General features: G+C 66.8%; 23 protein-coding genes. 13 read left to right on the top strand and 10 right to left on the bottom strand.

Annotation, left to right across the window (positions count from 1 at the left end; all coding sequences use genetic code 11):
* Positions 1 to 268: 268 nt before the first annotated feature.
* The 4 genes from H276_RS0104075 to H276_RS0104060 form a co-directional block, all read right to left on the bottom strand.
* Positions 269 to 871 (bottom strand): DUF2561 family protein, encoded by a 603-nt coding sequence (locus H276_RS0104075; RefSeq protein WP_019970033.1) that lies wholly within the window; start codon positions 869 to 871, stop codon positions 269 to 271.
* Positions 871 to 1,767 (bottom strand): MmpS family transport accessory protein, encoded by an 897-nt coding sequence (locus H276_RS0104070; RefSeq protein WP_019970032.1) that lies wholly within the window; start codon positions 1,765 to 1,767, stop codon positions 871 to 873. The genes H276_RS0104075 and H276_RS0104070 overlap by 1 nt, the downstream gene beginning before the upstream one ends.
* A gap of 180 nt (positions 1,768 to 1,947) precedes the next feature.
* Positions 1,948 to 2,367, bottom strand: coding sequence for a cytochrome c oxidase subunit 4 (locus H276_RS0104065; protein ID WP_019970031.1), 420 nt, complete (start codon positions 2,365 to 2,367; stop codon positions 1,948 to 1,950).
* An 11-nt stretch (positions 2,368 to 2,378) separates the two neighbouring features.
* Complete coding sequence (locus tag H276_RS0104060) at positions 2,379 to 3,404, bottom strand: cytochrome c oxidase subunit II (RefSeq protein ID WP_026356568.1); 1,026 nt, start codon at positions 3,402 to 3,404, stop codon at positions 2,379 to 2,381.
* Positions 3,405 to 3,587: 183 nt separating this feature from the next.
* Here H276_RS0104060 and asnB point away from each other — a divergent pair, with 183 nt between their 5' ends.
* On the top strand, positions 3,588 to 5,576 hold the full coding sequence (gene asnB / locus H276_RS0104055; RefSeq protein WP_019970029.1) for an asparagine synthase (glutamine-hydrolyzing): 1,989 nt from the start codon (positions 3,588 to 3,590) through the stop codon (positions 5,574 to 5,576).
* A gap of 6 nt (positions 5,577 to 5,582) precedes the next feature.
* Here the strand turns inward: asnB and H276_RS0104050 are convergent, their stop codons facing one another.
* Positions 5,583 to 6,560: a carbohydrate kinase family protein gene (locus H276_RS0104050; RefSeq protein ID WP_019970028.1), complete on the bottom strand. Its 978-nt coding sequence runs from the start codon at positions 6,558 to 6,560 to the stop codon at positions 5,583 to 5,585.
* Between the two features lie 172 nt (positions 6,561 to 6,732).
* Here H276_RS0104050 and H276_RS0104045 point away from each other — a divergent pair, with 172 nt between their 5' ends.
* On the top strand, positions 6,733 to 7,344 hold the full coding sequence (locus H276_RS0104045; protein WP_019970027.1) for a hypothetical protein: 612 nt from the start codon (positions 6,733 to 6,735) through the stop codon (positions 7,342 to 7,344).
* A gap of 34 nt (positions 7,345 to 7,378) precedes the next feature.
* On the opposite strand, the gene H276_RS0104040 is transcribed toward H276_RS0104045, so the two are convergent.
* Positions 7,379 to 7,735, bottom strand: a complete 357-nt coding sequence (locus H276_RS0104040) for an iron-sulfur cluster assembly accessory protein (protein WP_019970026.1) — start codon at positions 7,733 to 7,735, stop codon at positions 7,379 to 7,381.
* A 141-nt stretch (positions 7,736 to 7,876) separates the two neighbouring features.
* On the opposite strand from H276_RS0104040, the gene H276_RS0104035 reads away from it, so the two are divergent.
* The 4 genes from H276_RS0104035 to H276_RS0104020 are packed head-to-tail and all read left to right on the top strand — an operon-like array spanning position 7,877 to position 10,902.
* Positions 7,877 to 8,560 (top strand): DUF3043 domain-containing protein, encoded by a 684-nt coding sequence (locus tag H276_RS0104035; RefSeq protein WP_019970025.1) that lies wholly within the window; start codon positions 7,877 to 7,879, stop codon positions 8,558 to 8,560.
* A gap of 25 nt (positions 8,561 to 8,585) precedes the next feature.
* A complete protein-coding gene (locus tag H276_RS0104030; RefSeq protein ID WP_026356567.1) occupies positions 8,586 to 9,125 on the top strand; it encodes a bifunctional adenosylcobinamide kinase/adenosylcobinamide-phosphate guanylyltransferase in 540 nt (179 codons plus the stop codon).
* A 14-nt stretch (positions 9,126 to 9,139) separates the two neighbouring features.
* The gene (cobT, locus tag H276_RS0104025) at positions 9,140 to 10,174 is read left to right on the top strand and encodes a nicotinate-nucleotide--dimethylbenzimidazole phosphoribosyltransferase (RefSeq protein ID WP_155942953.1); all 1,035 of its coding nucleotides are present in this window, start codon (positions 9,140 to 9,142) and stop codon (positions 10,172 to 10,174) included.
* 5 nt (positions 10,175 to 10,179) lie between these two features.
* Positions 10,180 to 10,902: an adenosylcobinamide-GDP ribazoletransferase gene (locus H276_RS0104020; RefSeq protein ID WP_019970022.1), complete on the top strand. Its 723-nt coding sequence runs from the start codon at positions 10,180 to 10,182 to the stop codon at positions 10,900 to 10,902.
* On the opposite strand, the gene H276_RS0104015 is transcribed toward H276_RS0104020, so the two are convergent.
* Together H276_RS0104015 and gcvT are read right to left on the bottom strand one after the other, a co-directional pair.
* On the bottom strand, positions 10,899 to 12,005 hold the full coding sequence (locus H276_RS0104015; RefSeq protein WP_019970021.1) for a branched-chain amino acid aminotransferase: 1,107 nt from the start codon (positions 12,003 to 12,005) through the stop codon (positions 10,899 to 10,901). The genes H276_RS0104020 and H276_RS0104015 overlap by 4 nt on opposite strands.
* Positions 12,006 to 12,027: 22 nt before the next feature.
* Positions 12,028 to 13,167 (bottom strand): glycine cleavage system aminomethyltransferase GcvT, encoded by a 1,140-nt coding sequence (gene gcvT, locus H276_RS0104010; protein ID WP_019970020.1) that lies wholly within the window; start codon positions 13,165 to 13,167, stop codon positions 12,028 to 12,030.
* 50 nt (positions 13,168 to 13,217) lie between these two features.
* Here gcvT and H276_RS0104005 point away from each other — a divergent pair, with 50 nt between their 5' ends.
* The gene (locus tag H276_RS0104005; RefSeq protein WP_026356566.1) at positions 13,218 to 14,759 is read left to right on the top strand and encodes a leucyl aminopeptidase; all 1,542 of its coding nucleotides are present in this window, start codon (positions 13,218 to 13,220) and stop codon (positions 14,757 to 14,759) included.
* Here H276_RS0104005 and H276_RS0104000 read toward each other — a convergent pair.
* A complete protein-coding gene (locus H276_RS0104000; protein WP_019970018.1) occupies positions 14,756 to 16,279 on the bottom strand; it encodes an SDR family oxidoreductase in 1,524 nt (507 codons plus the stop codon). The two genes, H276_RS0104005 and H276_RS0104000, sit on opposite strands and share 4 nt — an antisense overlap.
* A gap of 307 nt (positions 16,280 to 16,586) precedes the next feature.
* Between H276_RS0104000 and sucB the strand changes: the two genes are divergently transcribed.
* Genes sucB through H276_RS0103975 form a run of 5 tightly spaced genes read left to right on the top strand, consistent with a single transcriptional unit; the run spans position 16,587 to position 21,714 of the window.
* Positions 16,587 to 18,371, top strand: a complete 1,785-nt coding sequence (sucB, locus tag H276_RS0103995) for a 2-oxoglutarate dehydrogenase, E2 component, dihydrolipoamide succinyltransferase (RefSeq protein WP_019970017.1) — start codon at positions 16,587 to 16,589, stop codon at positions 18,369 to 18,371.
* Between the two features lie 6 nt (positions 18,372 to 18,377).
* Positions 18,378 to 19,298: a TIGR01777 family oxidoreductase gene (locus tag H276_RS0103990; RefSeq protein WP_019970016.1), complete on the top strand. Its 921-nt coding sequence runs from the start codon at positions 18,378 to 18,380 to the stop codon at positions 19,296 to 19,298.
* A 23-nt stretch (positions 19,299 to 19,321) separates the two neighbouring features.
* Entirely contained in the window at positions 19,322 to 20,008 is a 687-nt protein-coding gene (gene lipB / locus H276_RS0103985) for a lipoyl(octanoyl) transferase LipB (RefSeq protein ID WP_026356565.1), read from the top strand.
* Between the two features lie 4 nt (positions 20,009 to 20,012).
* Positions 20,013 to 20,957, top strand: a complete 945-nt coding sequence (lipA, locus tag H276_RS0103980; protein ID WP_019970014.1) for a lipoyl synthase — start codon at positions 20,013 to 20,015, stop codon at positions 20,955 to 20,957.
* A gap of 4 nt (positions 20,958 to 20,961) precedes the next feature.
* Complete coding sequence (locus H276_RS0103975; RefSeq protein WP_019970013.1) at positions 20,962 to 21,714, top strand: DUF4191 domain-containing protein; 753 nt, start codon at positions 20,962 to 20,964, stop codon at positions 21,712 to 21,714.
* Positions 21,715 to 21,716: 2 nt separating this feature from the next.
* Here the strand turns inward: H276_RS0103975 and H276_RS0103970 are convergent, their stop codons facing one another.
* Positions 21,717 to 22,205, bottom strand: coding sequence for an RDD family protein (locus H276_RS0103970; RefSeq protein WP_026356564.1), 489 nt, complete (start codon positions 22,203 to 22,205; stop codon positions 21,717 to 21,719).
* Positions 22,206 to 22,350: 145 nt separating this feature from the next.
* Between H276_RS0103970 and glnA the strand changes: the two genes are divergently transcribed.
* Entirely contained in the window at positions 22,351 to 23,787 is a 1,437-nt protein-coding gene (gene glnA, locus H276_RS0103965; protein ID WP_019970011.1) for a type I glutamate--ammonia ligase, read from the top strand.
* The last annotated feature ends 31 nt before the right edge of the window (positions 23,788 to 23,818 follow it).

The following is a 23,818-nucleotide window of genomic DNA, read 5'->3' as shown; positions in this document are numbered from 1 at the left end:
CGCCGCAATCTCCCCAGGGAGGTTGCGGCGATTGCCTTTTCACTGCCGGGTCTCGGGGCCCCTCCCCTCCCCCACGCCCACCGGTCCGGGAGACGATGCGGGCCACCCACACAGGGCAGCGCCCAGGTGTGACGTCCTGGCCGGGTCTGTCCGGTGAATATGTGAGCCAACCCCGCTGTGACGAGTGTGCAGCTTGGCTATCGCCTATTTCGGCAGTCGCCACCAAAGCCTGCACACTCGTCACAGTGCGCCGTAGGAGAGGTATAAGCTAGGCGGCGTTGAGTTCGTCGAGCTGACGCAGCGCGACTATGGGCAGGGCGACCATGCCGGCGGTCACCAAAGCGGCTATGCCGTAACAGATCCAAGCCCCGAGATCGCTTTCAGTGGCCATCAGATACGTCGCAATACCGATCGCTGCCGTGGCGGCGCCGATCGCTGCGGTGATCGCCAACGTGTAGCGCAACCACACCTGCTCTACGGCGGCCGCGGCCGCGTCGTCGCCCCCATAGTGACTCACCAGAAGCGGGGATTCCGACGTGCGGCTCGTGGTGACCACTCGACGTCCGGGAATGGATTGTTCGGACCGGACCGGACCTCGCGCGGACTGTGACTGATGCCAGTTGTCAGCCTGGGCCCGAGCGCGGAGCAGCAACGGCACCGAGGCCACGATGACGACGGCCGATATCCCGATCACGGTGTAGAGCAACCATGGGGTGCCGGCCGAGTCCGAGCTATGCGAATGGCTGCGGCTCAGATCTACCAGTGCGACGATGGCCGCCACGCCTGCGCCCAACGCCGCCAGCCAGGCGGCTACTGCGGCGCCGAGCAGAATCCGGTCGGTGGCGTCGAGGTCTTCGAGAGGTCCGGTCATCAGCAGGCCGTCTGTGCGGAATTGTTGGTGTTGGAACTCAGCACAGTCCCGTCGCTGGTGGTGATCGAGCAGTTCAGCCGACTCACCAGGAAGAGGCTCGACGCCTCGACCGACCCGACGTCGGAGTTGGAGATCGGGGTCATCGTGAAGGTCCATGGGATGTACACGTTCCGCAGGGTGCGGCGATTGCCGTTCCCGTCTACGTAGGTGATGGTGATGATGTCTCCTGGTGCCTTCGTACCAGTCACCGAGTAGGTAACCTGCCGGGGCCCGGCACGCGTGGTGGCCGGTGGCGGCGCAGCACTCGTTGCGGGTGGAGGCGGCGCCTCTGGGCTTGGCTCGGGGACCGGAGCCGGCGGCGGTGGCGGGGGCTCCGTGACGGTCACGGTTTCCGGCGGGGGCGGAGGCGGCGGCGCTTCCGATGTCGGTGGAGGCGGCGGCGGAGGTGGTGGCGTCGTCGTGGTGATCTCGTCCTGCACCGGCGGTTTGGAGGTGGTGGTGCTCTTCGACGGTGTGGCCAGATTCGATGTGTGATCCTCACGGGTCACAAGGACCGCGACGGAGGCCACCAACGCGACGGCGGCGATGATCGCCGTGATCCCGACCACCCATGGCCACCGCGGCGGTGGATGATCATCGGCCAGTTCGGAGGCTGGGTCGTAGTTGTCGTAGTCGTAGAGCGCCAGATCAGCGGGCACGTACGGCCCGCTGGTGAACTGCTCGGATTCGGGGGCGGAATACGCCTGTGAGTACGCCTCGGTCTCCGACTCACCGGTCCGCGGTCCCGCGTCCCCGGAAACTTCTGCCGGTTCGTCGGGTGCGGCATGCTTTCCGGGTTGCTCATCCGGCACATCAGAGCCGGCGGCAACCGGCTCAGTGGGATTCGGCCCGCTCATCTCTACGCATATCCTTCTCGACTGCTTCACCACGCCGCCGGATGGCCGTTACGGTTTCGGCTGACGGTGGCCCCGGCAACATTACCCAACCGGGTGGCGGCAGTCAGAGTGGCAATGCCGATGACCGCTGAAGTTATCGCCCTTTTGTGACCTTGACCGGGCGTTCCTGCCGCGGCGCGGTCAGTGCTTCTCCGGCCCCCAGTAGTACTCGAAGACCAGTCCGGCCGCAGAAGTCAGGACAAAGCAGACACCCGCGAAGATGAGCCACGGCAGCCACAGCGCGGCGCCGACAGCCGCGGTCGAGAAGGACAGCGCGATCATGATAGGCCACCAGCTGTGTGGTGCGTAGAAGCCCAGCTCGCCTGCACCGTCGCTGATTTCCGCGTCCTCGTAATCCTCTGGGCGGGTGTCGAGACGACGGGCTACGAACCGGAAGAAGGTTCCGGTAAGCAGGGTCAGGCCGGTGGTCAGCACCAAAGCTGTGGTGCCCGCCCATTCGACGCCGCCGGTGGCGAACATCGCGGTGAGGACACCGTAGACCACGGCCGACAACGCGAAGAAAGCGGTGAGGATCTCAAACAACCGAGCTTCAATATGCATGAGTCGTATCCCTAATTGCTCGCCTGCGCTACCTGCTCGCCGCGCCGGCTCTCGAACGGGTGGGTTGTCGTTGCCAGCGGGGCTTGATGGATCGCCTGCAGCGCTTCGGCATTCGTCTTGCCGGCGATGCGCGCATCCATGTAGGCCTTGAAGTCATCGGGCTGCACGACTCGCACCTCGAAGTTCATCATCGAGTGGTAGGTGCCGCACATCTCGGTGCAGCGCCCGACGAACGCGCCCGTCTGATCGATCTTGCTGACCTGGAAGATGTTCTCGGAGTGGTTGGCCGCGGGGTCGGGCAGGACGTCGCGCTTGAACAAGAACTCCGGAACCCAGAAGCCGTGGACGACGTCGGCGGAGTTGAGCACGAACTCGATGCGCTTACCGACCGGCAGCACCAGTACGGGGATCTCCGAGGACGAGCCCAGTGTCTCGACCTTGTCGAAGTTCAGGTAGGTGCGATCCTCAGGGTTGAGGCCGCGCACGGCGCCGACCCGCTCCTCGCCGTGCTCGTCCTTGCCTTCGGGCTTCGACGTCATGGCGGCCTTGCGCGCTGCGTCGGCGCCGTCATAGTTGAACGTGCCGTCGGAGTAGGCGATCTTCTGGTAACCGAACTTCCAGTTCCACTGGAAGGCGGTCACGTCAACGACCACCTCAGGGTTGGGGTCCAGGTGCAGCATGCGTTCCTGCACGACCACGGTGAAGTAGAACAGCACCGAGATGATCAGGAACGGGATGACCGTCAGGACCAGCTCCAGCGGCATGTTGTAGCCGAACTGGCGCGGAAGTTCCTTGTCGCCCTTCTTCTTCCGGTGGAAGGCACTGGCCCAGAAGATCAGTGCCCACACGATGGCACCAACGACGAACGATGCGATGACCGATCCGAGCCATAGATCCCGGTTGAGTTTGCCCTCTGGCGTGATGCCGTTCGGCCAACCCAGGCCCAGCACATCCTGCCAACTGCAGCCGCTCAGCAGCACAGCTGTGCCGCCCAGGACCATTGACAACGCCACCACCCGGAGCCCGCGAGGTGTCACGTTGGCGCCTCCTAGAAGTCGGTAAAACTCGACCGCGAGCGGTCATCAACTCAGCGAATACTACGCAGCGTAGACCACACATGTCTGCAGGAGCGAAGCGACTGGGGAATGTGTCCGGTGGGTAGGACGGTTCGGACTCGGGTGCCGGTCTGCAGAAGCTCCGCGATTAGGCATACTGGCCCCGTGTGCGGACTGCTGGCCCTGGTAACTGACTCGTCGCTGGCCAATCCGGGCGAGGCCGCCCCGAGCCCGGGATCCGAGGCCGGATCCCGGCTGGTCGATGCCGTGGCCGAGGCTTCCCACCTGATGCGTCATCGCGGTCCGGATGAGCCCGGAACCTGGTCGGACGCCGGTCCTGACGGGGCCGGCCCGGCAGTGGTGCTCGGCTTCAATCGATTGTCGATCATCGACATCGCCCACAGCCACCAGCCGCTGCGCTGGGGCCCGCCGGAATCGCCGGACCGGTACGTGCTGGTGTTCAACGGCGAGATCTACAACTACCTCGAACTACGGGAAGCACTGAGGTCCGAATTCGGTGCGGTATTCCGCACCGACGGCGATGGTGAGGCCATCGTCGCGGCCTACCACTATTGGGGCACCGAGGCGTTGCGCCGGCTGCGCGGCATGTTCGCCTTCGCGCTGTGGGACACCCAGGAGCGAGAGATGTTCTGCGCGCGTGACCCGTTCGGCATCAAGCCGCTGTTCATGGCGACCGGTCCGGGCGGCACGGCCGTGGGCAGTGAGAAGAAGTGCCTGCTGGATCTGGCCCCGGTACTAGATCTGGACCTCGGCATCGACGAGCGTGCCGTCCAGCACTACACCGTGCTGCAGTACGTGCCGGAACCGGAGACCCTCAACCGCGGTATCCGCCGGCTCGAATCAGGCAGTTACGCACGAATCCGGCCTGGTTCAGCACCCGAGGTGACACGGTATTTCGTACCGAAGTTTTCCGTGGTGCCCGTCACTGCCGGCACCGAGCAGGCCCGCTACGACGAGATCACCGCCGCCCTGGAGGATTCCGTCGCCAAGCACATGCGGGCCGATGTGACGGTCGGCGCGTTCCTGTCCGGCGGGATCGACTCGACGGCCATCGCCGCGTTGGCGATGCGGCACAATCCGCGGCTGATCACGTTCACCACCGGCTTCGAGCGCGAGGGATTCTCCGAGGTCGACGTGGCAGTCGCGTCCGCGGAAGCCATCGGTGCCAGGCATGTGACCAAGGTGGTCAGCCAGGCCGAGTTCGTCGAGGCGCTGCCGGAGATCGTCTGGTATCTCGACGAGCCGGTCGCCGACCCGGCGCTGGTGCCGCTGTTCTTCATCGCCCGAGAGGCTCGCAAGCACGTCAAGGTGGTGCTCTCCGGTGAAGGCGCCGACGAACTGTTCGGCGGCTACACGATCTACCGCGAGCCGCTGTCACTCAAGCCGTTCGACTATCTCCCCCGGCCGGTGCGCAAATCGCTGGGCAAGGCGTCCAAGCCGCTGCCGACAGGGATGCGCGGCAAGAGCCTGCTGCACCGCGGCTCACTGACCCTGGAAGAGCGCTACTACGGCAACGCCCGCAGCTTCTCCGATGACCAGCTGCGGGCCGTGCTGCCCGGTTTCCGTCCGGACTGGACCCACACCGACGTGACGGACGCGATCTACGCCCGGTCCGAGGGCTGGGATCCGGTGGCCCGCATGCAGCACATCGACCTGTTCACCTGGCTGCGCGGCGACATCCTGGTCAAGGCCGACAAGATGACCATGGCCAACTCGCTCGAGCTGCGGGTGCCGTTCCTGGATCCTGAGGTGTTCGCGGTGGCCTCCCGGCTGCCGGTCGACCAGAAGATCACCCGCTCGACCACCAAGTACGCGCTGCGCCGGGCATTGGAACCGATCATTCCCGCCCATGTGCTCCATCGGCCCAAGTTGGGTTTCCCGGTGCCGATCCGGCACTGGCTGCGCGCGGGCGAGCTGCTGGACTGGGCCTACGCCACGGTCGCCGCGTCACAGGCGGGTGAGCTGATCGATCTGGCCGCGGTGCGCACCATGCTCGACGAACACCGCAACGGGGTCAGCGATCACAGTCGACGGTTGTGGACCGTACTCATATTCATGCTGTGGCATGCGATTTTCGTCGAGCACAGCGTGACACCGCAGATCAAAGAGCCGCACTACCCAGTGCAGCTGTAGCGACCGCTACGCGCTGAGGGCGTTACCGATCTCGGCCCCTGCGTCGGCACCATAGGCGTCGGACAGGCGTTGCACGGCGTCGTCGCGGTCCCAGGTCCACTCCTGGGGTCCGGTGGCCTCAAGGACCAGCACTGCCACCAGCGAGGCCAGCTGAGCAGAGCGTTCGAGGCTCAATCCCGCGCTGCGGCCGGTCAGGAAGCCGGCCCGGAACGCGTCGCCGATGCCGGTCGGGTCGGCTTGGTGCTTCTCGGGCACAACGTCGACGTGCACGAAGGTGCCGTCGGAGCTGACCAGGTCGACCCCCTTGGCGCCCAGCGTGGTGACGCGGAGGCCGATCTGGCTCATCACCTGGGCTTCGCTCCAGCCGGTCTTCTGCAGCAGCAGATCCCACTCGTAGTCGTTGGTGAACAGGTAGGCGGCGCCGTTGATGAGCTTGCGGATCTCCTCGCCGGTCAGCCGGGCCAGCTGCTGTGACGGGTCGGCGGCGAAGGCCAGCCCGAGCTTGCGGCACTCCTCGGTGTGCAGGAACATCGCCGTCGGATCGTTGGCGCCGACGATCACCAGTTCCGGGGTACCGACGCGGGACACCAGGTCGGCCAGCGAGATGTTGCGGGCCTCCGACATCGCACCGGGATAGAACGACGCGATTTGCGCCATGTCCTCGTCGGTGGTGCAGACGAAGCGTGCGGTGTAGGCGTTCTCGGAGATCAGCACGCTGCCGCAGTCGACGTTGGCCGCTTCCAACCACGCCCGGTAGTCACCGAAGTCTTGGCCGGCCGCGCCGACCAGGGCCACGTCACCGCCGAGGGTTCCGATGGCGAAGGCCATGTTGCCCGCCACTCCCCCGCGATGCACCACCAAGTCGTCGACCAGAAAGCTCAGCGACACCTTCTGCAGATGGTCGGCCAGCAGTTGTTCGGAGAATTTGCCTGGGAACCGCATCAGATGGTCGGTCGCAATGGAGCCGGTAACTGCGATGGTCACGAAGCGTCATCCTTAATTTCGTTAAGTCGTCTAGATAAGGCTACCCGGGCTGGCCCTGCGCCGTCGTCGTACGCGGTCGGGCCCAGCGGGGTGCGCTAACCTGCGTGTAGCTGTACGCCAGGTCACCGTCGAGCGGTGACCCACCTTACATACCCGCGGGGAGCGCCATTTGATGACTGGTCCCTACCAGTACCCCGAATCCGTTCCGCCCGAGCCGTATCCAGAGAACGTGTCGGCGGTCTATCCGGGGATATTGCCGCCGCCGGTGCAGTATCAGAAAAAGCGGCGCTGGCCGCGGGTTCTCGCCGTGGTGCTTACGCTGGCGGTGTTGGCGGCCGTACTGACCGTGGTGATCGTGACCCGCAAGCCTGCGCAGCAGCCGGGCGTGGTGTCCGACGAACAGGCCAAAGCCGCGATCCAGCAGTATCTGAACGCACTGACCGACGGTGATGACGAAACCATTGCGCGGCATACGCTGTGCGGTCTCTATGACGCGGTCAAGGACCGCAGGGCCGATCTCGCGGTCGCCGCGCTGGCCAGCGACGCGTTCCGCAAACAGTTCGGCCGCGCCGACGTCACCAGCATCGACAAGATCGTGCCGTGGTCGGGCACGCAGGCCCAGGTGCTCTTCACCATGAAAGTCACACCGGCGCGTGGCCAGCAGGCATCCCAGGAGGACGCACAGGGTGTGGCGCAGCTGTTGGTCGCCAAGAATGCCAAGAACGGCGGGGATGAAGAGGTGCTGGTGTGTTCTTACGTGCTACGCACCGGCGGCCAGTACTGACGAGCAGTACTGGCCGAGGACCGGGTGGTAGAGATCAGTTGAAGGAATCGCCGCAGGCGCAGGAGCCGGTGGCGTTCGGGTTGTCGATCGTGAAGCCCTGCTTCTCGATGGTGTCGACGAAGTCGATGGTCGCCCCCTGGACGTACGGAGCGCTCATCCGGTCGACGGTCAGCTTCACGCCGCTGAACTCGGATGTCAGGTCACCGTCGAGGGTGCGGTCATCGAAGAACAGGTTGTAACGCAGGCCCGCGCAGCCACCGGGCTGAACGGCGATCCGCAGCGCGAGGTCGTCGCGCCCCTCTTGATCCAGTAGCGCCTTCGCCTTCGCGGCGGCCGCGTCGGACAGGGTCACACCGTGAGTCTGAACGTCCGATTCGTCCTGAACAGTCATTGCTCTCCCTAAACATTCCTTGGGCATCGTTGATACCGAAGTCTCTGCGTCAACGGTACCTCTTTGTGTCACTATTCCCGACCCGTCGCCGGGCAGGGGCATCTAGCCGAGCGCGCGTCGGCGGGCAGTAACCTGACTGGCGTGAATCTGCTGGGCCGTAAGAAGCGCGACGACGGCGAAAACGACGAGGCCAAGGGCAACGCCGCTGATGGTGGCGCGGCGGCGTCCGACACCACGATGGGTGGCGGCACGGCACCCAAGGGCCGGCCTACACCCAAGCGCAGTGAGGCCGCCAAGAAGCGTGGACCGGTCGCGCCGGCCCCGCAGACCTCAGCTGAGGCACGTCGCCGGCGCAAGGAGCTGCGCGGCCCGAAACTCACCGGTGAGGAACGCAAGGCCGAACGGCTGACCCGGCGCGCCGAGACGGCCGAACGCCGGGAAAAGATGATGGCCGGCGACGACGCCTACCTGCCGCCCCGTGACAAGGGCCCGGTGCGGCGTTACGTCCGCAACATCGTGGACTCCCGGCGCAATCTGCTCGGCCTGTTCATGCCCGCGGCGCTGGCGATGATCGTGTTCATGATGGCGTTTCCGAGCCTGCAGTTCCAGCAGATCATGTCCTACACGATGCTGGGGCTCGTGGTGGTGATGGCCGTCGACGGTTTCCTGCTGGCCCGCAAGGTGAACCACATGGTGGACGAGAAGTTCCCCGGCAACACCGAAAGCGGTCGGAAGCTCGGCTTCTACGCAGCCAGCCGAGCGTCCCAGATTCGTCGGATGCGAGCGCCGCGACCCGCGGTCGATCGTGGTGCCGAGGTTTCTTGATGTCCGCTGGACCGGCCTGACGTCGGTGCGCATGCTGGTGCTCGGAGGGATCCGGTCAGGCAAATCGCAGTGGGCCGAGGCGGCGATCGAGGCCGCCGCCGAGGGGCCCGTGCACTACCTGGCCACCGGCTCTGCAGCTGACACCGATCCGGCCTGGTCGGCGCGCGTCGCGGCGCACCGCGGGCGGCGCCCGGCGCACTGGCGGACCGTAGAGTGCGGCGCCGGTGCTGATGACGTGGTCCGGCAGCTGGGCGCCGAGCCTGTTGTCGCGACGCTGCTCGATGACGTCGGAGGGTGGCTGACTGCGACGATGGACCGGCGTGGCGCGTGGAGCGGCGCACCCGTCGACACCGATGTCGATGCGCTGGTCGGTGCGGTTGCCGCGTTCACCGCTCCCCTGGTGCTCGTCAGTCCCGAGGTCGGGCTGACCGTGGTGCCCGCCACCGAGGCCGGTCGCCGGTTCGCCGACGCGCTCGGGACGGTCAACCAACGCCTGGCGGCGGTATGCGACCGGGTCGTACTCGTCGTGGCCGGTCAACCGGTCACAGTGAAGGAGCCGTCGTGACCGAAGCCGACCCGATGTTCGCGGCCATCACCCCGCCGGATGCAGCCGCCGCAGCGGCTGCGCGGGCCCGCCAGAACTGTCTGACCAAACCGCCGGGATCACTGGGCCGGCTGGAAGATCTCTCGGTCTGGGTGGCGTCGTGTCAAGGGGTGTGCCCGCCGCGGCAGTTCGTGCGTCCGCGGGTCGTGGTGTTCGCCGGCGATCACGGGGTGACCGCGGCCGGCGTATCGGCGTTTCCGGCAGCGGTGACCGGTCAGATGATCGCCAACTTCGACGTCGGCGGCGCCGCCATCAACGTATTGAGCGAGGTGGCCGGCGCGACGGTGCGGATAGCCGACATCGCGGTCGACTGCGAGGAGCCGCTCTCGCCCGCGATCGGCGCCCACAAGGTGCGGCGCAGCTCGGGCAACATCGCGGTCGAGGACGCCCTCACGGCCGCCCAGACGGCCGCCGCGGTCCGGGCCGGTGCCCGCATCGCCGACGAGGAGGTCGACGCCGGCGCCGATCTGCTCATCGCCGGCGATATGGGTATCGGAAATACCACTCCGGCAACGACTTTGGTCGCTGCCGTGACAGGCACCGAGCCGGTCGCGGTGGTCGGCCGGGGCACCGGTATCGACGACGAAGGCTGGATGCGCAAGACCGCCGCGGTCCGCGACGCGCTGTACCGCGCCCGCAAGGTGACCGGCAATCCGCTCGGCCTGCTGCAGGTGTGCGGCGGTGCCGATCTGGCGGCGATTGCGGGTTTCTGCGCGCAGGCAGCGGTGCGGCGCACGCCGGTGCTGCTCGACGGCCTGGTGGTGACGTCCGCGGCGCTGCTCGCCGATCGACTGGCACCGGGTGCACGCGCCTGGTGGCAGGCGGGCCACCGGTCCACCGAACCGGCGCACACCCTCGCGCTGACGCACCTCGAGCTCGAGCCGATCATCGATCTGGGCATGCGGCTCGGCGAAGGCACCGGAGCGGCCGTGGCGTTGCCGGTGGTGCGGGCCGCGGTGGCCGCGCTGGCGTCGATGGCCACGTTCGACGAGGCGGGCGTCTCCGAATAATCGCCATGATCGCCTCTGTCGCTTCGGCTTTCGCTTTCGGCACCGTACTGCCAGTGCGCTCGACGACCGGGCTGGGGCGCGGTGCCCTCACGGCCCTGCCGCTGGTGGGTCTGACGCTGGGCGGGCTGGCCGCAGCGGTGGTGTGGGCTGGTACGCAGGCTTTCGGCCCCGGACCACTCTCGGGGGTGCTGGCGGTCGCGGCCCTGATCGTCGCCACCCGGGGGCTGCATATCGACGGGCTGGCCGACACCACCGACGGCCTGGGGTGTTACGGTCCGCCGGAGCGTGCGCTGGCCGTGATGCGCGACGGTGCGGCGGGCCCGTTCGGTGTCGCCGCGATTGTGCTGACGATCGCCATACAGGCGCTCAGCTTCGCGCAACTGGGCCCGGTCGCCGTGCTCACCGCGGTGGCCGCCGGCCGAGTGGCCACGGTGATGGCGTGCCGGCGGTCGGTGCCCGCCGCGCCGGGTAGCTCGTTGGGGGCGGCGGTCGCGGAAAGCCAACCAGTCGCCGTCGTCGTCGCCTGGTCAGTGGTGCTGGCCGCGCTGGCAGCGTGGGCCACCCACCGGCCCTGGCAGGGACCCGTCGTCGTACTGCTGGCTCTCGGGGTGTGCGCGCTGCTGGTCGCCCACTGTGTACGCCGGTTCGGTGGCGTCACCGGTGACGTGCTGGGCGCGGCGGTCGAGGTGACGACGACGCTCGTCGCTCTCGGCCTTGCGGTGCGCTAATTCAGCCGCGCCATCCAGCCGTGGGTGTCGGCAAACGTACCGCGCTGGATCCCGGTCAGGGTGTCCCGCAGGGCCATGGTGATCTCACCGGGCCGCCCGCCGGCGATGGTGAATTCGCCTTCGCGGTGCTTGACGTGCGAAACCGGAGTGATCACCGCGGCGGTGCCGCAGGCGAACACCTCGGTGATCTCGCCCGCGGCCGCCTTCTTCTGCCACTCGTCGACATCGATCTTGCGTTCCTCGACGGCAAATCCTGCGTCAGTTGCCAACTGCAGCAACGAATCCCGGGTGATACCGGGCAGCAGTGAACCCGACAGCTCCGGGGTGACCAGCCGCGCCGAGCCGCCGCTGCCGAAGACGAAGAACAGGTTCATCCCGCCCATCTCCTCGACGTAGCGCCGTTCGATGGCGTCGAGCCACACCACCTGATCGCAGCCGTTGTCGGCCGCCTGGGCCTGTGCCAGCAGCGAGGCCGCGTAGTTGCCGCCGAACTTGGCCGCGCCGGTACCGCCGGGAGAAGCCCGCACATATTCGTGCGACAGCCACACGCTGACCGGCTTGATACCGCCCTTGAAGTACGCGCCGGCCGGTGATCCGACGGCCAGGTATCGGTACTCGTTGGCGGGCCGCACGCCCAGCCCCGGCTCGGTGGCGATGATGAACGGCCGCAGGTACAGCGACTCCTCGCCGCCCGCGGCGGGCACCCAGGCCTCGTCGACCGCGATGAGCTGGCGCAACGACTCGATGAACAGCTCCGACGGCAGTTCCGGGATGGCGAGCCGCCGCGCCGAGGACTGCAGCCGGGCCGCGTTGGCCTCGGGGCGGAACGACACGATCGACCCGTCGGCCCAGCGATAGGCCTTCAAGCCCTCGAAGATCTCTTGCGCGTAGTGCAGCACGATTGCCGACGGGTCCAACTCGATAGGGCCGTACGGGATCACCCGCGGGTTGTGCCAACCGTCGGCCACGGTGTAGTCGATGGACACCATGTGATCGGTGTGGAACTTGCCGAATCCCGGGTTCGCCAGAATGGATTCGCGTACCGCGTCGGTCGCCCGGTCCGCATTGACCGAAACCGTGAACTCTGCAAGACCGCTTGTCATGCTGCGATTGTATCGCCGGCGGCTAGCGAGTATTGGTGGCCACGAACGGTGGCTTCACCACCTCGCATTCGATTGTGCGGCCGCGCACGTCCACCGCGACCCGCTGGCCGTCGGCGATCTCGTGGGCGGTGTCGAGCAGGGCCAGCGCGATGCCGACTTTCAATGTGGGCGAGAACGTTCCCGACGTGGTGACGCCGACCGGGGTGTCGCCGGACTTAGCCCCCGTCGCTTCGCTCGCCCCCGGACCCAGCACGGTCAGGTCGGCCCGCAGCACCCCGCGACCCAGTGCCTTCAGCCCGCGCAATACGCGGCGCGGCCCGGCCTGCTTCTCGGCCAGCAACGCTTCACGCCCCCAGAACGCGTCCTTGCCCCAGCCGACCGCCCAACCGCAGCGGGCCTGCAGCGGCGATATCTCCAACGACAGCTCGTGGCCGTGCAGTGGGTAACCCATCTCGGTGCGCAACGTGTCGCGGGCGCCGAGACCGGCGAGTTCACCACCGGCGGCCTGGACCGCGGCGGCCAGGGCGTCGAACACCACCCCGGCACCATCCCACGGGGGCAGCAGCTCGTACCCGTGTTCGCCGGTGTAGCCGGTGCGGCAGACTCGGGTTCTGATGCCGTCGATATCGGCGTCGACGAAAGCCATGTAGTCCATGTCTGTCGGCAGGCCCAGCCCGCCGAGCACCTCGGCGGATTTCGGGCCCTGCACCGCCAGCACCGCATAGGACCGGTGTTCGTCGGTGATGGTCAGGCCGGCCGGCGCGTGGCGCTGCAACTCGGCGACCACCGCGGCGGTGTTGGCCGCGTTGGGCACCAGGAAGATCTCGTCTTCGGAGACATAGTAGGCGATGAGATCGTCCACAACACCGGCAATTCCCCCAACTTCCTTGCAGCACAACGTGTATTGCGCTTTACCGGGCCCGATCCGGTTGAGGTCGTTGGTGAGTGCCGAGTTGACGTAGGCCGCTGCTCCGGGCCCGCGGACGAGCGCCTTGCCCAGGTGGCTGACGTCGAAGAGGCCGACGGCGGTGCGGGTGGCGGTGTGTTCGGCGACAGTCCCGGCATAGGACACCGGCATCAGCCAGCCACCGAACTCCGCGAAACTGGCGCCGAGGGCGCGGTGGCGGTCTTCCAGCGGGCCGTGCAACAGATCGTCGCTCACGAGCTCACCCTAATCGGCGTACCCGCTCGTGCGCCTCTAGGGTGAATCGGGTGAGCAGCGCACCCGGCTACCAGGCCCCCACCGTCACCGTCAGCTCGGCTCTGCCCCGCAGGGGCGTCGCCGACGCTGTCCTGATCGTCCCCGTCGTCACCGACGAATCCGGCCCGAAGGTTCTGGCCGCCGAGTCCTATCTGGATGACGAGGCTGTCGGCGCCATCGAATCGGGCCTGCAGGCGCTGGGCGCCTCGGGCGCCGAGGGTCAGTCGCACCGCCTCGTAGTCGCCGCGTTGCCGGTGGCGAGCGTGCTGGCGGTCGGCTTGGGCGAGCCGCGCGAGATCTGGCCGGCCGACGTGATCCGCCGCGCCGCCGGCAGCGCCGCCCGATCGCTGGACAAGGTCGGTTCGGTGGTGACGACGCTGAGCGCCATCGATCTGGAGGCCACTGTCGAAGGCCTGATCCTCGGCGCGTACCGGTTCAGTGAGTTCCGCAGTGCCAAGACCGCTCCCAAGGACCCGGGACTGAAGAAGATCGTCGCGTTGGCGCCCGATACGAAGGCCGCCACCAAGAAGGCCGCGGACCGTGCTGTTGATATCGCCTCGGCCGTGGCCACCGCCCGCGATTTCGTGAACACTCCGCCGAGCCACTTGTTCCCGGCCGAATTCGCCAAACGGGCAAAGGATTTGGGTGAGGCATACGGCCTCGAAGTGGAAGTGCTCGACGACAAGGCACTCACCAAAGCCGGCTACGGCGGCGTCATCGGGGTCGGGAAGGGGTCCTCACGCCTGCCGCGGCTGGTGCGCCTGACTCACCGCGGCGGCGGTCGGTCGCGCACGCGAGGAGCACGATCAGCCGGGACGAAGACCGTCGCGCTGGTGGGCAAGGGCATCACGTTCGACACCGGCGGCATCTCGATCAAGCCGGCCGCCAACATGCACCACATGACCTCCGACATGGGTGGTGCCGCCGCCGTCATCGCGACCGTGGTGCTGGCCGCCCGGCAGCAGCTGCCCATCGACGTGATCGCCACGGTCCCCATGGCCGAGAACATGCCGTCGGCCACCGCGCAGCGGCCCGGTGACGTACTCACGCAGTACGGCGGCACGACTGTCGAGGTGCTCAACACCGACGCCGAGGGGCGACTGATCCTCGCCGACGCCATCGTGCGGGCCTGCGAGGACAATCCGGACTACCTGATCGAGACGTCCACGCTGACCGGTGCGCAGACAGTCGCGCTGGGCGCCCGCACCCCGGGCGTGATGGGCAGCGACGAGTTCCGCGACCGGGTGGCGACGCTGTCTCAGTCCGTCGGCGAAAACGGTTGGGCCATGCCGCTTCCCGAAGAACTCAAGGAGGACCTCAAGTCCACGGTCGCTGACCTCGCCAACGTCAGCGGCTCGCGCTTCGCCGGGATGCTGGTCGCCGGAACGTATTTGCGCGAGTTCGTCGCCGACGGCGTCCAGTGGGCCCACATCGATGTCGCCGCGCCGGCCTACAACACCGGCGGGCCGTGGGGTTACACCCCGAAGGGCGGCACCGGCGTTCCGACGCGGACCATGTTCGCGGTCTTGGAGGACATAGCGCAGAACGGCTAACCCGCCCGGCGCACTGCCGAGACGATGGTTTTGGCCACTTTGTCCGGTCCGTAACGTCGCGCCGCGAAGGCTTTCACGTCGAAGCGCGCGGTGTCGATGCCGTTCGTGTCGACGACACGGGGGCAGATCGTCGTCAAACCGATGCCCGCCGGGCTCAATTCGGCGCGCAGGCAGTCGGAGAACATGAGCACGGCGGCCTTACTGGTGGCGTAGGTGTTCATCGACTGGGACGGCGAGTGGACCGCCATCGATGCGACGTTGACGATGTGGCCGCCGGTGCCCCGCTCGACGAGCCGGCGCGCAAACGACCGGCAACAGTTGACGACTCCTATCCCGGCGTTGTTGACCACGACGTCGGGTACGCCGTGCTCGGCGCACACCTGTTCGACGAAGCGTTCGACCGCCTCGGCGTCGGCGATGTCGAGCGCGTAGGCATGTGCGACGCCGCCGCGTTCGGTGATCTGGGCCGCGGTCGCCTTGGCGGCGGCCTCGTCGAGGTCGCTGACGACTACCTCGGCCCCTGCGGCCGCGAACGCCAATGCGGTGGCCCGGCCGATACCGCTGCCCGCCCCCGTAATGGAAACGAGTGTGTCACCGAAGGTTTTGCGGGGACGTCCGACCTGCGCCCGGAGCAACGCCCGGGACGCGGGTGCGCCCTCCAGATGATCGACAAGTTCGGCGACGGCAGTCGCGATGGCCTTCGGATGTGAGAACGGGGCCCAGTGGCCGGCCTTGAGGTCACGGCGCCACAGCCGTGGCACCCACTTGGACTCGTCGTCGTAGCCGTGGCCACGCACCACGGGGTCGTCGTCGTTGCAGATCAGCTGCACCGGAATCGCGACGTAGTGATCGTACCGCAGCCGGGTGAACGATCGAATAGCGTTCGCGCGGTAGATCTTCAGTGAGTTGGCGGCGTCGATGTCGAGGTTCTCGGACTGGTACTTGGGTCCCGGGGTGTCGATCGCCTGCAGTCGCCGAGCAGCTCCTGCACGCATCAGCGCCGGGGCGATCACCGGCACCGAGAACAGGATCCAGTAGCTGAACCGAGATGCCAGGTTCACCGCCTTGGCGAATTGGATGGGCCGGTAGGGGCGGGCCAGCCGGCCACGCACGAACGCTCCGTAGTGATCTGTGCTGGGCCCCGACACCGACGTGAAGGAGGCGACGCGCTCGGCCGACCCGGGACGGCTCAGGTATTCCCACACGCCGACCGAACCCCAGTCGTGGGCCAGCACATGCGCTGGTGCGCCCGGGCTGAGCTCGTCGAGCACTGCCGAAAGGTCGTCGGCGAACCGCTCCATGGTGAAGGCGGAGACTGGCTCAGGCACGTCGGAGGCCCCGGCGCCGCGGTTGTCGTACCGCACGATCCGGTACCGGTCCCCCAATTCGGCGACCACACCGTCCCACAGCACGTGAGAATCGGGCCAGCCGTGGGCCATCACCAGCGTGGGCCGGTCCCGGCCGCCCTGCTCGTAGACCGCGATGCGAGTCCCGTCAGCACTATCGACGAAGCGCTGCATAGTCCACCCTCCGAGACGGTCGGTATCCAATACCGGAGGTATCGAATAGTCCCGACCTTAACGCTCGTCCAGTTGTCGACGCACAGTGCGTTGCCGTTCGATGAACAGCCCCAACGGAACGATCTCCTCTACGTGTACTACCCAGTTCGATAGTGCCGGAGCCGCAGCCAACCCTGAGTGCGCTCGAATTGCTGCGCAGTGACAGGATGGTCCGAACAATCCACCTAGGTGCCGCACCCAGTGCACCTAGCTGTGGTAAGCCAGAGTTCGAGTCGTCACGAGTGACCGTCCGAGGGAGTCAACACATATGGCCATCTCCGTCCAGATGCCCGCACTAGGTGAGAGTGTCACTGAGGGGACCGTCACTCGTTGGCTTAAACAGGAGGGCGACACGGTCGAACTCGACGAGCCACTGCTGGAGGTGTCCACCGACAAGGTCGACACCGAGATCCCGTCCCCGGCCGCCGGCGTGTTGACCAAGATCGTCGCCCGGGAGGACGACACCGTCGAGATCGGCGGCGAACTGGCCGTCATCGGCGAGGCCGGCGAAGCGGCCGCCGCTGCCCCGGCCCCCGAGGCCGCCCCCGCCGCTCAACCCGAACCCGAGCCGGCCCCGGCCGCCCAGGCAGCCGAGCCGGCCGCCGAGGCGGCCCCCGCACCGGCTGCTGCCCCGGCTCCGGCGGCGGCATCGTCGGGTACAGCCACTTCCGTCGTGATGCCCGAGCTGGGCGAATCGGTCACCGAGGGCACCGTCACCCGATGGCTCAAGAAGGTCGGCGACAGCGTCGGCGTAGACGAACCACTGGTGGAAGTGTCCACCGACAAGGTCGACACCGAAATTCCTTCCCCGGTCGCCGGCACCTTGCTGGCCATCACCGCCGAAGAAGACGACATCGTCGCCGTCGGCGGCGAACTGGCCAAGATCGGCGACACCCAAGCAGCACCCGCGCCCGCTGCCCCGGCCCCGGAGCCCAAACCAGAACCCAAGGCCGCGCCGGCGCCCGAACCCCAACCGGAGCCCAAGCCCGAACCGAAGCCGCAACCCGCACCCGAGCCGACTGCAGCCGCTCCGGCCGCCCCGCCAGCCCCCGCTCCGGCGGCCCCGGCTCCGGCGGCCCCGGCTCCGGCGCCGAAGGCTCCGGCGTCCGACGGTTCTCCTTACGTCACGCCGCTGGTGCGAAAGTTGGCAGCCGAAAACAACATCGACCTGTCCACGGTCAAGGGCACCGGTGTCGGCGGTCGCATCCGCAAACAAGACGTCCTCGCCGCCGCTGAAGCCAAGAAAGCTCCCCCCACACCTTCGGCCGCCCCGGCGGCAGCCCCCGCCACGGCGGCCCCGGCCGCAACTCCGGCATCGGCGTTGGCCCATCTGCGCGGTACCACCCAAAAGGTCAACCGGATCCGCCAGATCACCGCCAAGAAAACCCGCGAATCTCTCCAAGCCACCGCACAATTGACCCAAACCCACGAGGTCGACATGACCAAGATCGTGGCGCTGCGGGCCCGCGCCAAGGCCGAGTTCGCCGAACGCGAAGGGGTCAACCTGACCTACCTCCCGTTCATCGCACGAGCCGTCATCGACGCTCTCAAAATCCATCCCAACGTCAACGCCAGCTACAACGAAGACACCAAAGAGATCACCTACTACGACGCCGAACACCTCGGCTTCGCCGTAGACACCGACCAAGGCCTGCTCTCGCCGGTCATCCACAACGCCGGTGACCTCTCGCTGGGCGGGTTGGCCCGCGCCATCGCCGACATCGCCGCCCGCGCCCGCTCAGGCAACCTCAAACCCGACGAACTGTCTGGCGGCACCTTCACCATCACCAACATCGGCAGCCAAGGCGCCCTGTTCGACACCCCGATCCTGGTGCCGCCGCAGGCCGCCATGCTCGGCACCGGGGCGATCGTCAAACGACCCCGGGTCATCTCCGACGCCTACGGCAACGAATCCATCGGCGTGCGATCGGTCTGCTACCTGCCCCTGACCTACGACCACCGACTCATCGACGGTGCCGACGCCGGACGCTTCGTCACCACCATCAAACGTCGGCTCGAAGAAGGTGCATTCGAGGCCGATCTGGGGCTCTAGAATCCGGTGGCCATCGGAGAAAGCTCAACCGTCGTTGCGATCGCCGGGTCCTCTGGTCTGATCGGCTCGGCGCTGGCGTCCGCGCTGCGCGCCGCCGACCATCGAGTGCTGCGGATCGTGCGCCGGGCACCGTCGAATGCCGACGAGCTGTTCTGGAATCCCGACACCGGTGAGTTCGACTCGGGTGCGCTGCGCGGCGTCGACGTGGTGGTGAACCTGTGCGGGGTCAACGTCGGCGAGAAGCGCTGGTCGGGCGCTTTCAAACAGAGCCTGCGGGACAGCCGGATCGGACCTACCGAGGTGCTGGCCGCCGCGGTGGCCGAGGCGGCAGTGCCGGTGCTGGTCAATGCCAGTGCGGTCGGTTACTACGGCGACACCCGCGACCAGGCCACCGACGAGACGGCTCCGGCGGGCCACGGTTTTCTTGCCCAGTTGTGTCACGACTGGGAAGCCGCGACCGCTGCGGCCGCTGATGCCGGGGCCCGGGTGGCGCTGCTACGGACGGGCTTGGTGCTGGCGCCGTCCGGCGGCCTGCTCTCCCGGTTGAAACCGCTGTTCTTGTTGGGCCTGGGAGCCAGGCTGGGCAACGGACGCCAGTACCTGCCCTGGATCAGCTTGGAGGACGAAGTCCGGGCCGTGCTGTTCACCATGTGGACCGACTCGATGTCCGGGCCGGTGAACCTCACCGGCCCGGCACCGGTGACCAACGCCGAGTTCACCGCAGCCCTCGGCCGAGCCGTCAACCGCCCCACCCCGCTGATGGTGCCGGGTTTCGCGCTGCGGACCGTGCTCGGCGAATTCGCCGACGAGGGTCTGCTGGCCGGTCAGCGCGTCATTCCTGCAGCATTGGAACGGGCTGGTTTCGAGTTTCACCACCACACTGTCGGCGAGGCTCTTGCCTACGTCACCGCCCCCAAAGACCTGTGACAGATCCAGGTACCGTCAAAGCTGTGACATCGATCCGCGCGGCCCGCTCGGCCGTCGAGGTGCGGCGCCTCGGCACCGTCGACTATCAGGTGGCATGGCAGCTACAGCGCGACGTCGCCGACGCCAGGATCGCCGGCGGCCCCGATACCCTGCTGTTGCTGCAGCACCCGGCCGTCTACACCGCAGGCAAACGCACCGAACCGCACGAGCGCCCGCTGGACGGTACGCCCGTCGTCGACACCGATCGTGGCGGCAAGATCACCTGGCACGGTCCCGGCCAGCTGGTGGGTTATCCGATCATCGGGCTGACCGAGCCTCTCGATGTGGTGAATTTCGTTCGGCGCCTTGAGGAAGCGCTGATCGCGGTGTGCGATCAGTTCGGCCTCACCACCGGCCGGGTGGCCGGCCGCTCAGGAGTCTGGGTGCCCGGCTCGGAAATTGAGGGGCGCCGCATTCCTGCGCGCAAGGTGGGTGCCATCGGCATCCGGGTGGCCCACGGGACGACGTTGCACGGGTTCGCGCTGAACTGTGACTGCGACCTGTCGGCGTTCTCGTCGATCATCCCGTGCGGCATCGCCGATGCCGGCGTGACATCGCTGACCGCCGAACTGGGACATCACGTCGGGGTCGACGACGTCATGGGCCGGGTGACCGAATCGGTGTGCGACGCGCTTGACGGCCGGCTGGAAGTCGCCCTGAACGTAGGATGAACCAGTGAGTGTCGTGCCAGAGGGTCGGAAGCTGCTTCGCCTGGAAGTCCGTAACGCGCAGACGCCGATCGAGCGCAAACCTCCGTGGATCAAGACCCGCGCCAAGATGGGCCCGGAATACACCGAACTCAAGGGCTTGGTACGCCGCGAAGGCCTGCACACCGTGTGCGAAGAAGCCGGCTGCCCCAACATCTTCGAATGCTGGGAGGACCGCGAGGCCACCTTCCTCATCGGCGGTGAGCAGTGCACCCGACGCTGCGACTTCTGCCAAATCGACACCGGCAAGCCGACAGAACTCGACCGCGACGAACCACGCCGGGTCGCCGAGAGCGTGCAGGCGATGGGTCTGCGGTATTCCACGATCACCGGGGTGGCCCGTGACGATCTACCTGACGGCGGCGCCTGGCTCTACGCCGAGACGGTCCGCCAGATCAAGGCACTCAATCCGGGCACAGGTGTGGAACTGCTCATTCCCGACTTCAACGGCATCGACCAACAGTTGGCGGAAGTCTTCGATTCGCGTCCGGAAGTGTTGGCACACAACGTCGAAACCGTACCCCGCATCTTCAAGCGAATCCGTCCTGCCTTCCGCTACCAGCGCAGCCTGGACGTGCTCACCGCTGCCCGCAACGCGGGCCTGGTCACCAAGTCCAACCTCATCCTGGGCATGGGCGAGACCATCGAGGAAATCCACACCGCGCTACGCGACCTGCACAACGCCGGCTGCGACATCGTCACCATCACGCAATACCTGCGGCCCTCACCGCGGCATCACCCGGTCGAGCGCTGGGTACACCCCGACGAGTTCGTCGCACTGTCAACCTTCGCCGAGGAGCTCGGTTTCGCCGGCGTCCTCGCCGGACCCCTGGTGCGTTCGTCCTACCGGGCGGGCAAGCTCTACGCACAAGCCGCGCGGCTACGTTTCGCCGGGCAACCCCCCGTATCCTGATCCAATGGCGAAATCCCGCAATGCCGCGGAAACCAAAGCGGCAAAGGCCGAGGCGAAGGCCGCCCGCAAGGCGGCCTCCAAGCAGCGTCGCAGCCAGCTGTGGCAGGCCTTCCAGGTCCAGCGTAAAGAGGACAAGCGGCTGCTGCCGTACATGATCGGCGCATTGGTGCTGATCGTGGCGGTGTCCGTGGCGGCGGGCATCCTCCTCGGCGGTATCAGCACCTACACGCTGCCGGTGCTCGGCATCGTGCTGGGCTTGCTGGTGGCGTTCATCATCTTCGGCCGCCGCGCGCAGAAGTCGGTGTACCGCAAGGCCGAAGGCCAGACCGGCGCGGCCGCTTGGGCACTGGAGAACCTGCGGGGCAAGTGGCGCGTGACCCCAGCCGTCGCCGCGACGGGACACTTCGATGCCGTGCACCGCGTCATCGGCCGGCCGGGGGTGATCTTCGTCGGTGAAGGCTCGCCCTCGCGGGTCAAACCCCTGCTGGCGCAGGAGAAGAAGCGCACGGCGCGATTAGTCGGCGAGGTCCCGATCTACGACATCGTGGTCGGAAATGGCGAGGGTGAGGTGCCCCTGGCCAAGCTCGAGCGGCACCTGTCCAAGCTGCCGAGCAACATCACCGTCAAGCAGATGGACTCGCTGGAGTCGCGGCTTATCGCGTTGGGTTCCAAGGCCGGTCCGGGTGCGGTGCCCAAGGGACCGTTGCCGGCGGCGGCGAAGATGCGCGGGGCGCAGCGCAGCGCGCGGAGGCGCTAACCCTACCGCCGCAGCACGGCGGTGAACGTGACCCGGTCATGCAGACCCCGCAGATCACTGTCGGTCACCAACGGTGGTATGACCAGCGCGATCAACAACACCCGGACCAGAGCGCGTCCGATCCCGACCTTGTCACGACCGTCCGTGCCCACCACCACCAGGCCCAGCGCCAGCTGGCCCGGGGTGAACGAGAACAGTCGAACCGCCACCGTGCCCAGCACGATCCACACCACCATGACTGCCGTCGACAGTGACGCCAGGGAGATGAGGCCCGAGGCCAGTGCCAGGCCCGCCAGCCCGTAGGCCACGAGCCAGTCGACGAACAGCGCGCCGACGCGCCTGCCGGTCCTGGCGAGCGAGCCGGAGCCGGATTCGGGCAGGCCGAGGCGTTCTCCGGGGTACTTCGTGGATCCGTCGTCCTTGCCGTCGGAACCGTCACTGGAATCGAAAGGTCCGGGACCTGACAACCAGCTCCCCATAGTGCGGGCCATGGTGTTCAGGATAGGCGCGCCCGCATGGGTTACCTCAGGCCACCGTCGGCGCATTGCGTAACGTCAGCGCAACATACGGTTGACGGCTGCGCAACATCGTGTCCTTAGCGTCAACCCGCGGATTACCAGTAAAGGAGAACACTCAGTGGCCGAAAAGACGTCCGACGACATCTTCAAGCTGATCAAGGACGAAAACGTCGAGTACATCGACATTCGTTTCTGCGATCTGCCCGGGGTCGTCCAGCATTTTTCGATTCCGGCGTCGGCGTTCGATGAGAGCGTGTTTGAAGACGGGCTCGCTTTTGATGGGTCCTCGGTGCGCGGTTTCCAGTCGATCCACGAATCGGACATGATGCTGCTGCCCGACCCCGACACCGCCGGCATCGACCCGTTCCGGGCCGCCAAAACCCTGAACCTGAGCTTCTTCGTCCACGATCCCTTCACCCGCGAGGCCTACTCCCGCGACCCCCGCAACGTCGCCCGCAAAGCCGAAAACTACCTGGCCAGCACCGGCATCGCCGACACCGCCTTCTTCGGCGCCGAAGCCGAGTTCTACATCTTCGACTCCGTAGCCTTCGACTCCACCATGAACGGCACCTTCTATGAAGTCGACTCCGAATCCGGCTGGTGGAACAGCGGCGAACCCTTCGAAGCCGACGGCACCGCCAACCGCGGCTACAAAGTCCGCCCCAAAGGCGGCTACTTCCCTGTCGCTCCCTACGACCGCTACGTCGACCTCCGCGACGAAATGTCGACCAACCTGATCAACGCCGGATTCATCCTCGAACGTGGTCACCACGAGGTGGGCACGGGTGGACAGGCCGAGATCAACTACAAGTTCAACACCCTGCTGCACGCCGCCGACGACGTGCAACTGTTCAAATACATCATCAAAAACACCGCCTGGGCCAACGGCAAAACCGTCACCTTCATGCCCAAACCCCTCTTCGGCGACAACGGCTCAGGCATGCACGCGCACCAATCACTGTGGAAAAACGGCCAACCCCTCTTCCACGACGAATCCGGCTACGCGGGCCTCTCCGACCTCGCCCGGCACTACATCGGCGGCATCCTGCACCACGCCCCATCACTGCTGGCCTTCACCAACCCCACGGTCAACTCCTACAAACGCCTCGTCCCCGGCTACGAAGCCCCCATCAACCTCGTCTACAGCCAACGCAACCGCTCCGCCTGCGTACGCATCCCCATCACCGGCAACAACCCCAAAGCCAAACGCCTCGAATTCCGCTGCCCCGACTCCTCCGGTAACCCCTACCTCGCCTTCGCCGCCATGCTCATGGCCGGCATCGACGGCATCAAAAAGAAAATCGAACCCCTCACCCCCGTCGACAAAGACCTCTACGAACTCCCCCCCGACGAAGCCGCCAACATCCCCCAAGCCCCCACGTCACTAGCCACCGTCATCGACCGCCTCGAACAAGACCACGACTACCTCACCGAAGGCGGCGTCTTCACCGAAGACCTCATCGAAACCTGGATCACCTACAAACGCGAAAACGAAATCCTCCCCATCCAAATCCGACCCCACCCCTACGAATTCGCGCTCTATTACGACGTGTAAGTCGTAGCGCGACCAGACGCGAGCGTCCCCA

This window comes from Mycobacterium sp. 141 (assembly GCF_000382405.1).
GTDB lineage: Bacteria > Actinomycetota > Actinomycetes > Mycobacteriales > Mycobacteriaceae > Mycobacterium.
Note: the sequence above shows the minus strand (reverse complement) of the source record. Positions and strands in the feature narration are given on the sequence as shown.

Coding starts and splice junctions, on each gene's coding strand:
- H276_RS0104000 (WP_019970018.1), bottom strand. CDS start 16,279: ATGCAGCGCTTCGTCGATAGTGCTGACGGGACTCGCATCGCGGTCTAC.
- H276_RS0104040 (WP_019970026.1), bottom strand. CDS start 7,735: ATGACTGTTCAGGACGAATCGGACGTTCAGACTCACGGTGTGACCCTG.
- H276_RS0104015 (WP_019970021.1), bottom strand. CDS start 12,005: ATGACAAGCGGTCTTGCAGAGTTCACGGTTTCGGTCAATGCGGACCGG.
- H276_RS0104020 (WP_019970022.1), top strand. CDS start 10,180: ATGATCGCCTCTGTCGCTTCGGCTTTCGCTTTCGGCACCGTACTGCCA.
- sucB (WP_019970017.1), top strand. CDS start 16,587: ATGGCCATCTCCGTCCAGATGCCCGCACTAGGTGAGAGTGTCACTGAG.
- H276_RS0104065 (WP_019970031.1), bottom strand. CDS start 2,367: ATGCATATTGAAGCTCGGTTGTTTGAGATCCTCACCGCTTTCTTCGCG.
- H276_RS0103970 (WP_026356564.1), bottom strand. CDS start 22,205: ATGGCCCGCACTATGGGGAGCTGGTTGTCAGGTCCCGGACCTTTCGAT.
- H276_RS0104075 (WP_019970033.1), bottom strand. CDS start 871: ATGACCGGACCTCTCGAAGACCTCGACGCCACCGACCGGATTCTGCTC.
- H276_RS0104045 (WP_019970027.1), top strand. CDS start 6,733: ATGACTGGTCCCTACCAGTACCCCGAATCCGTTCCGCCCGAGCCGTAT.
- cobT (WP_155942953.1), top strand. CDS start 9,140: ATGTTCGCGGCCATCACCCCGCCGGATGCAGCCGCCGCAGCGGCTGCG.
- H276_RS0103975 (WP_019970013.1), top strand. CDS start 20,962: ATGGCGAAATCCCGCAATGCCGCGGAAACCAAAGCGGCAAAGGCCGAG.
- H276_RS0104070 (WP_019970032.1), bottom strand. CDS start 1,767: ATGAGCGGGCCGAATCCCACTGAGCCGGTTGCCGCCGGCTCTGATGTG.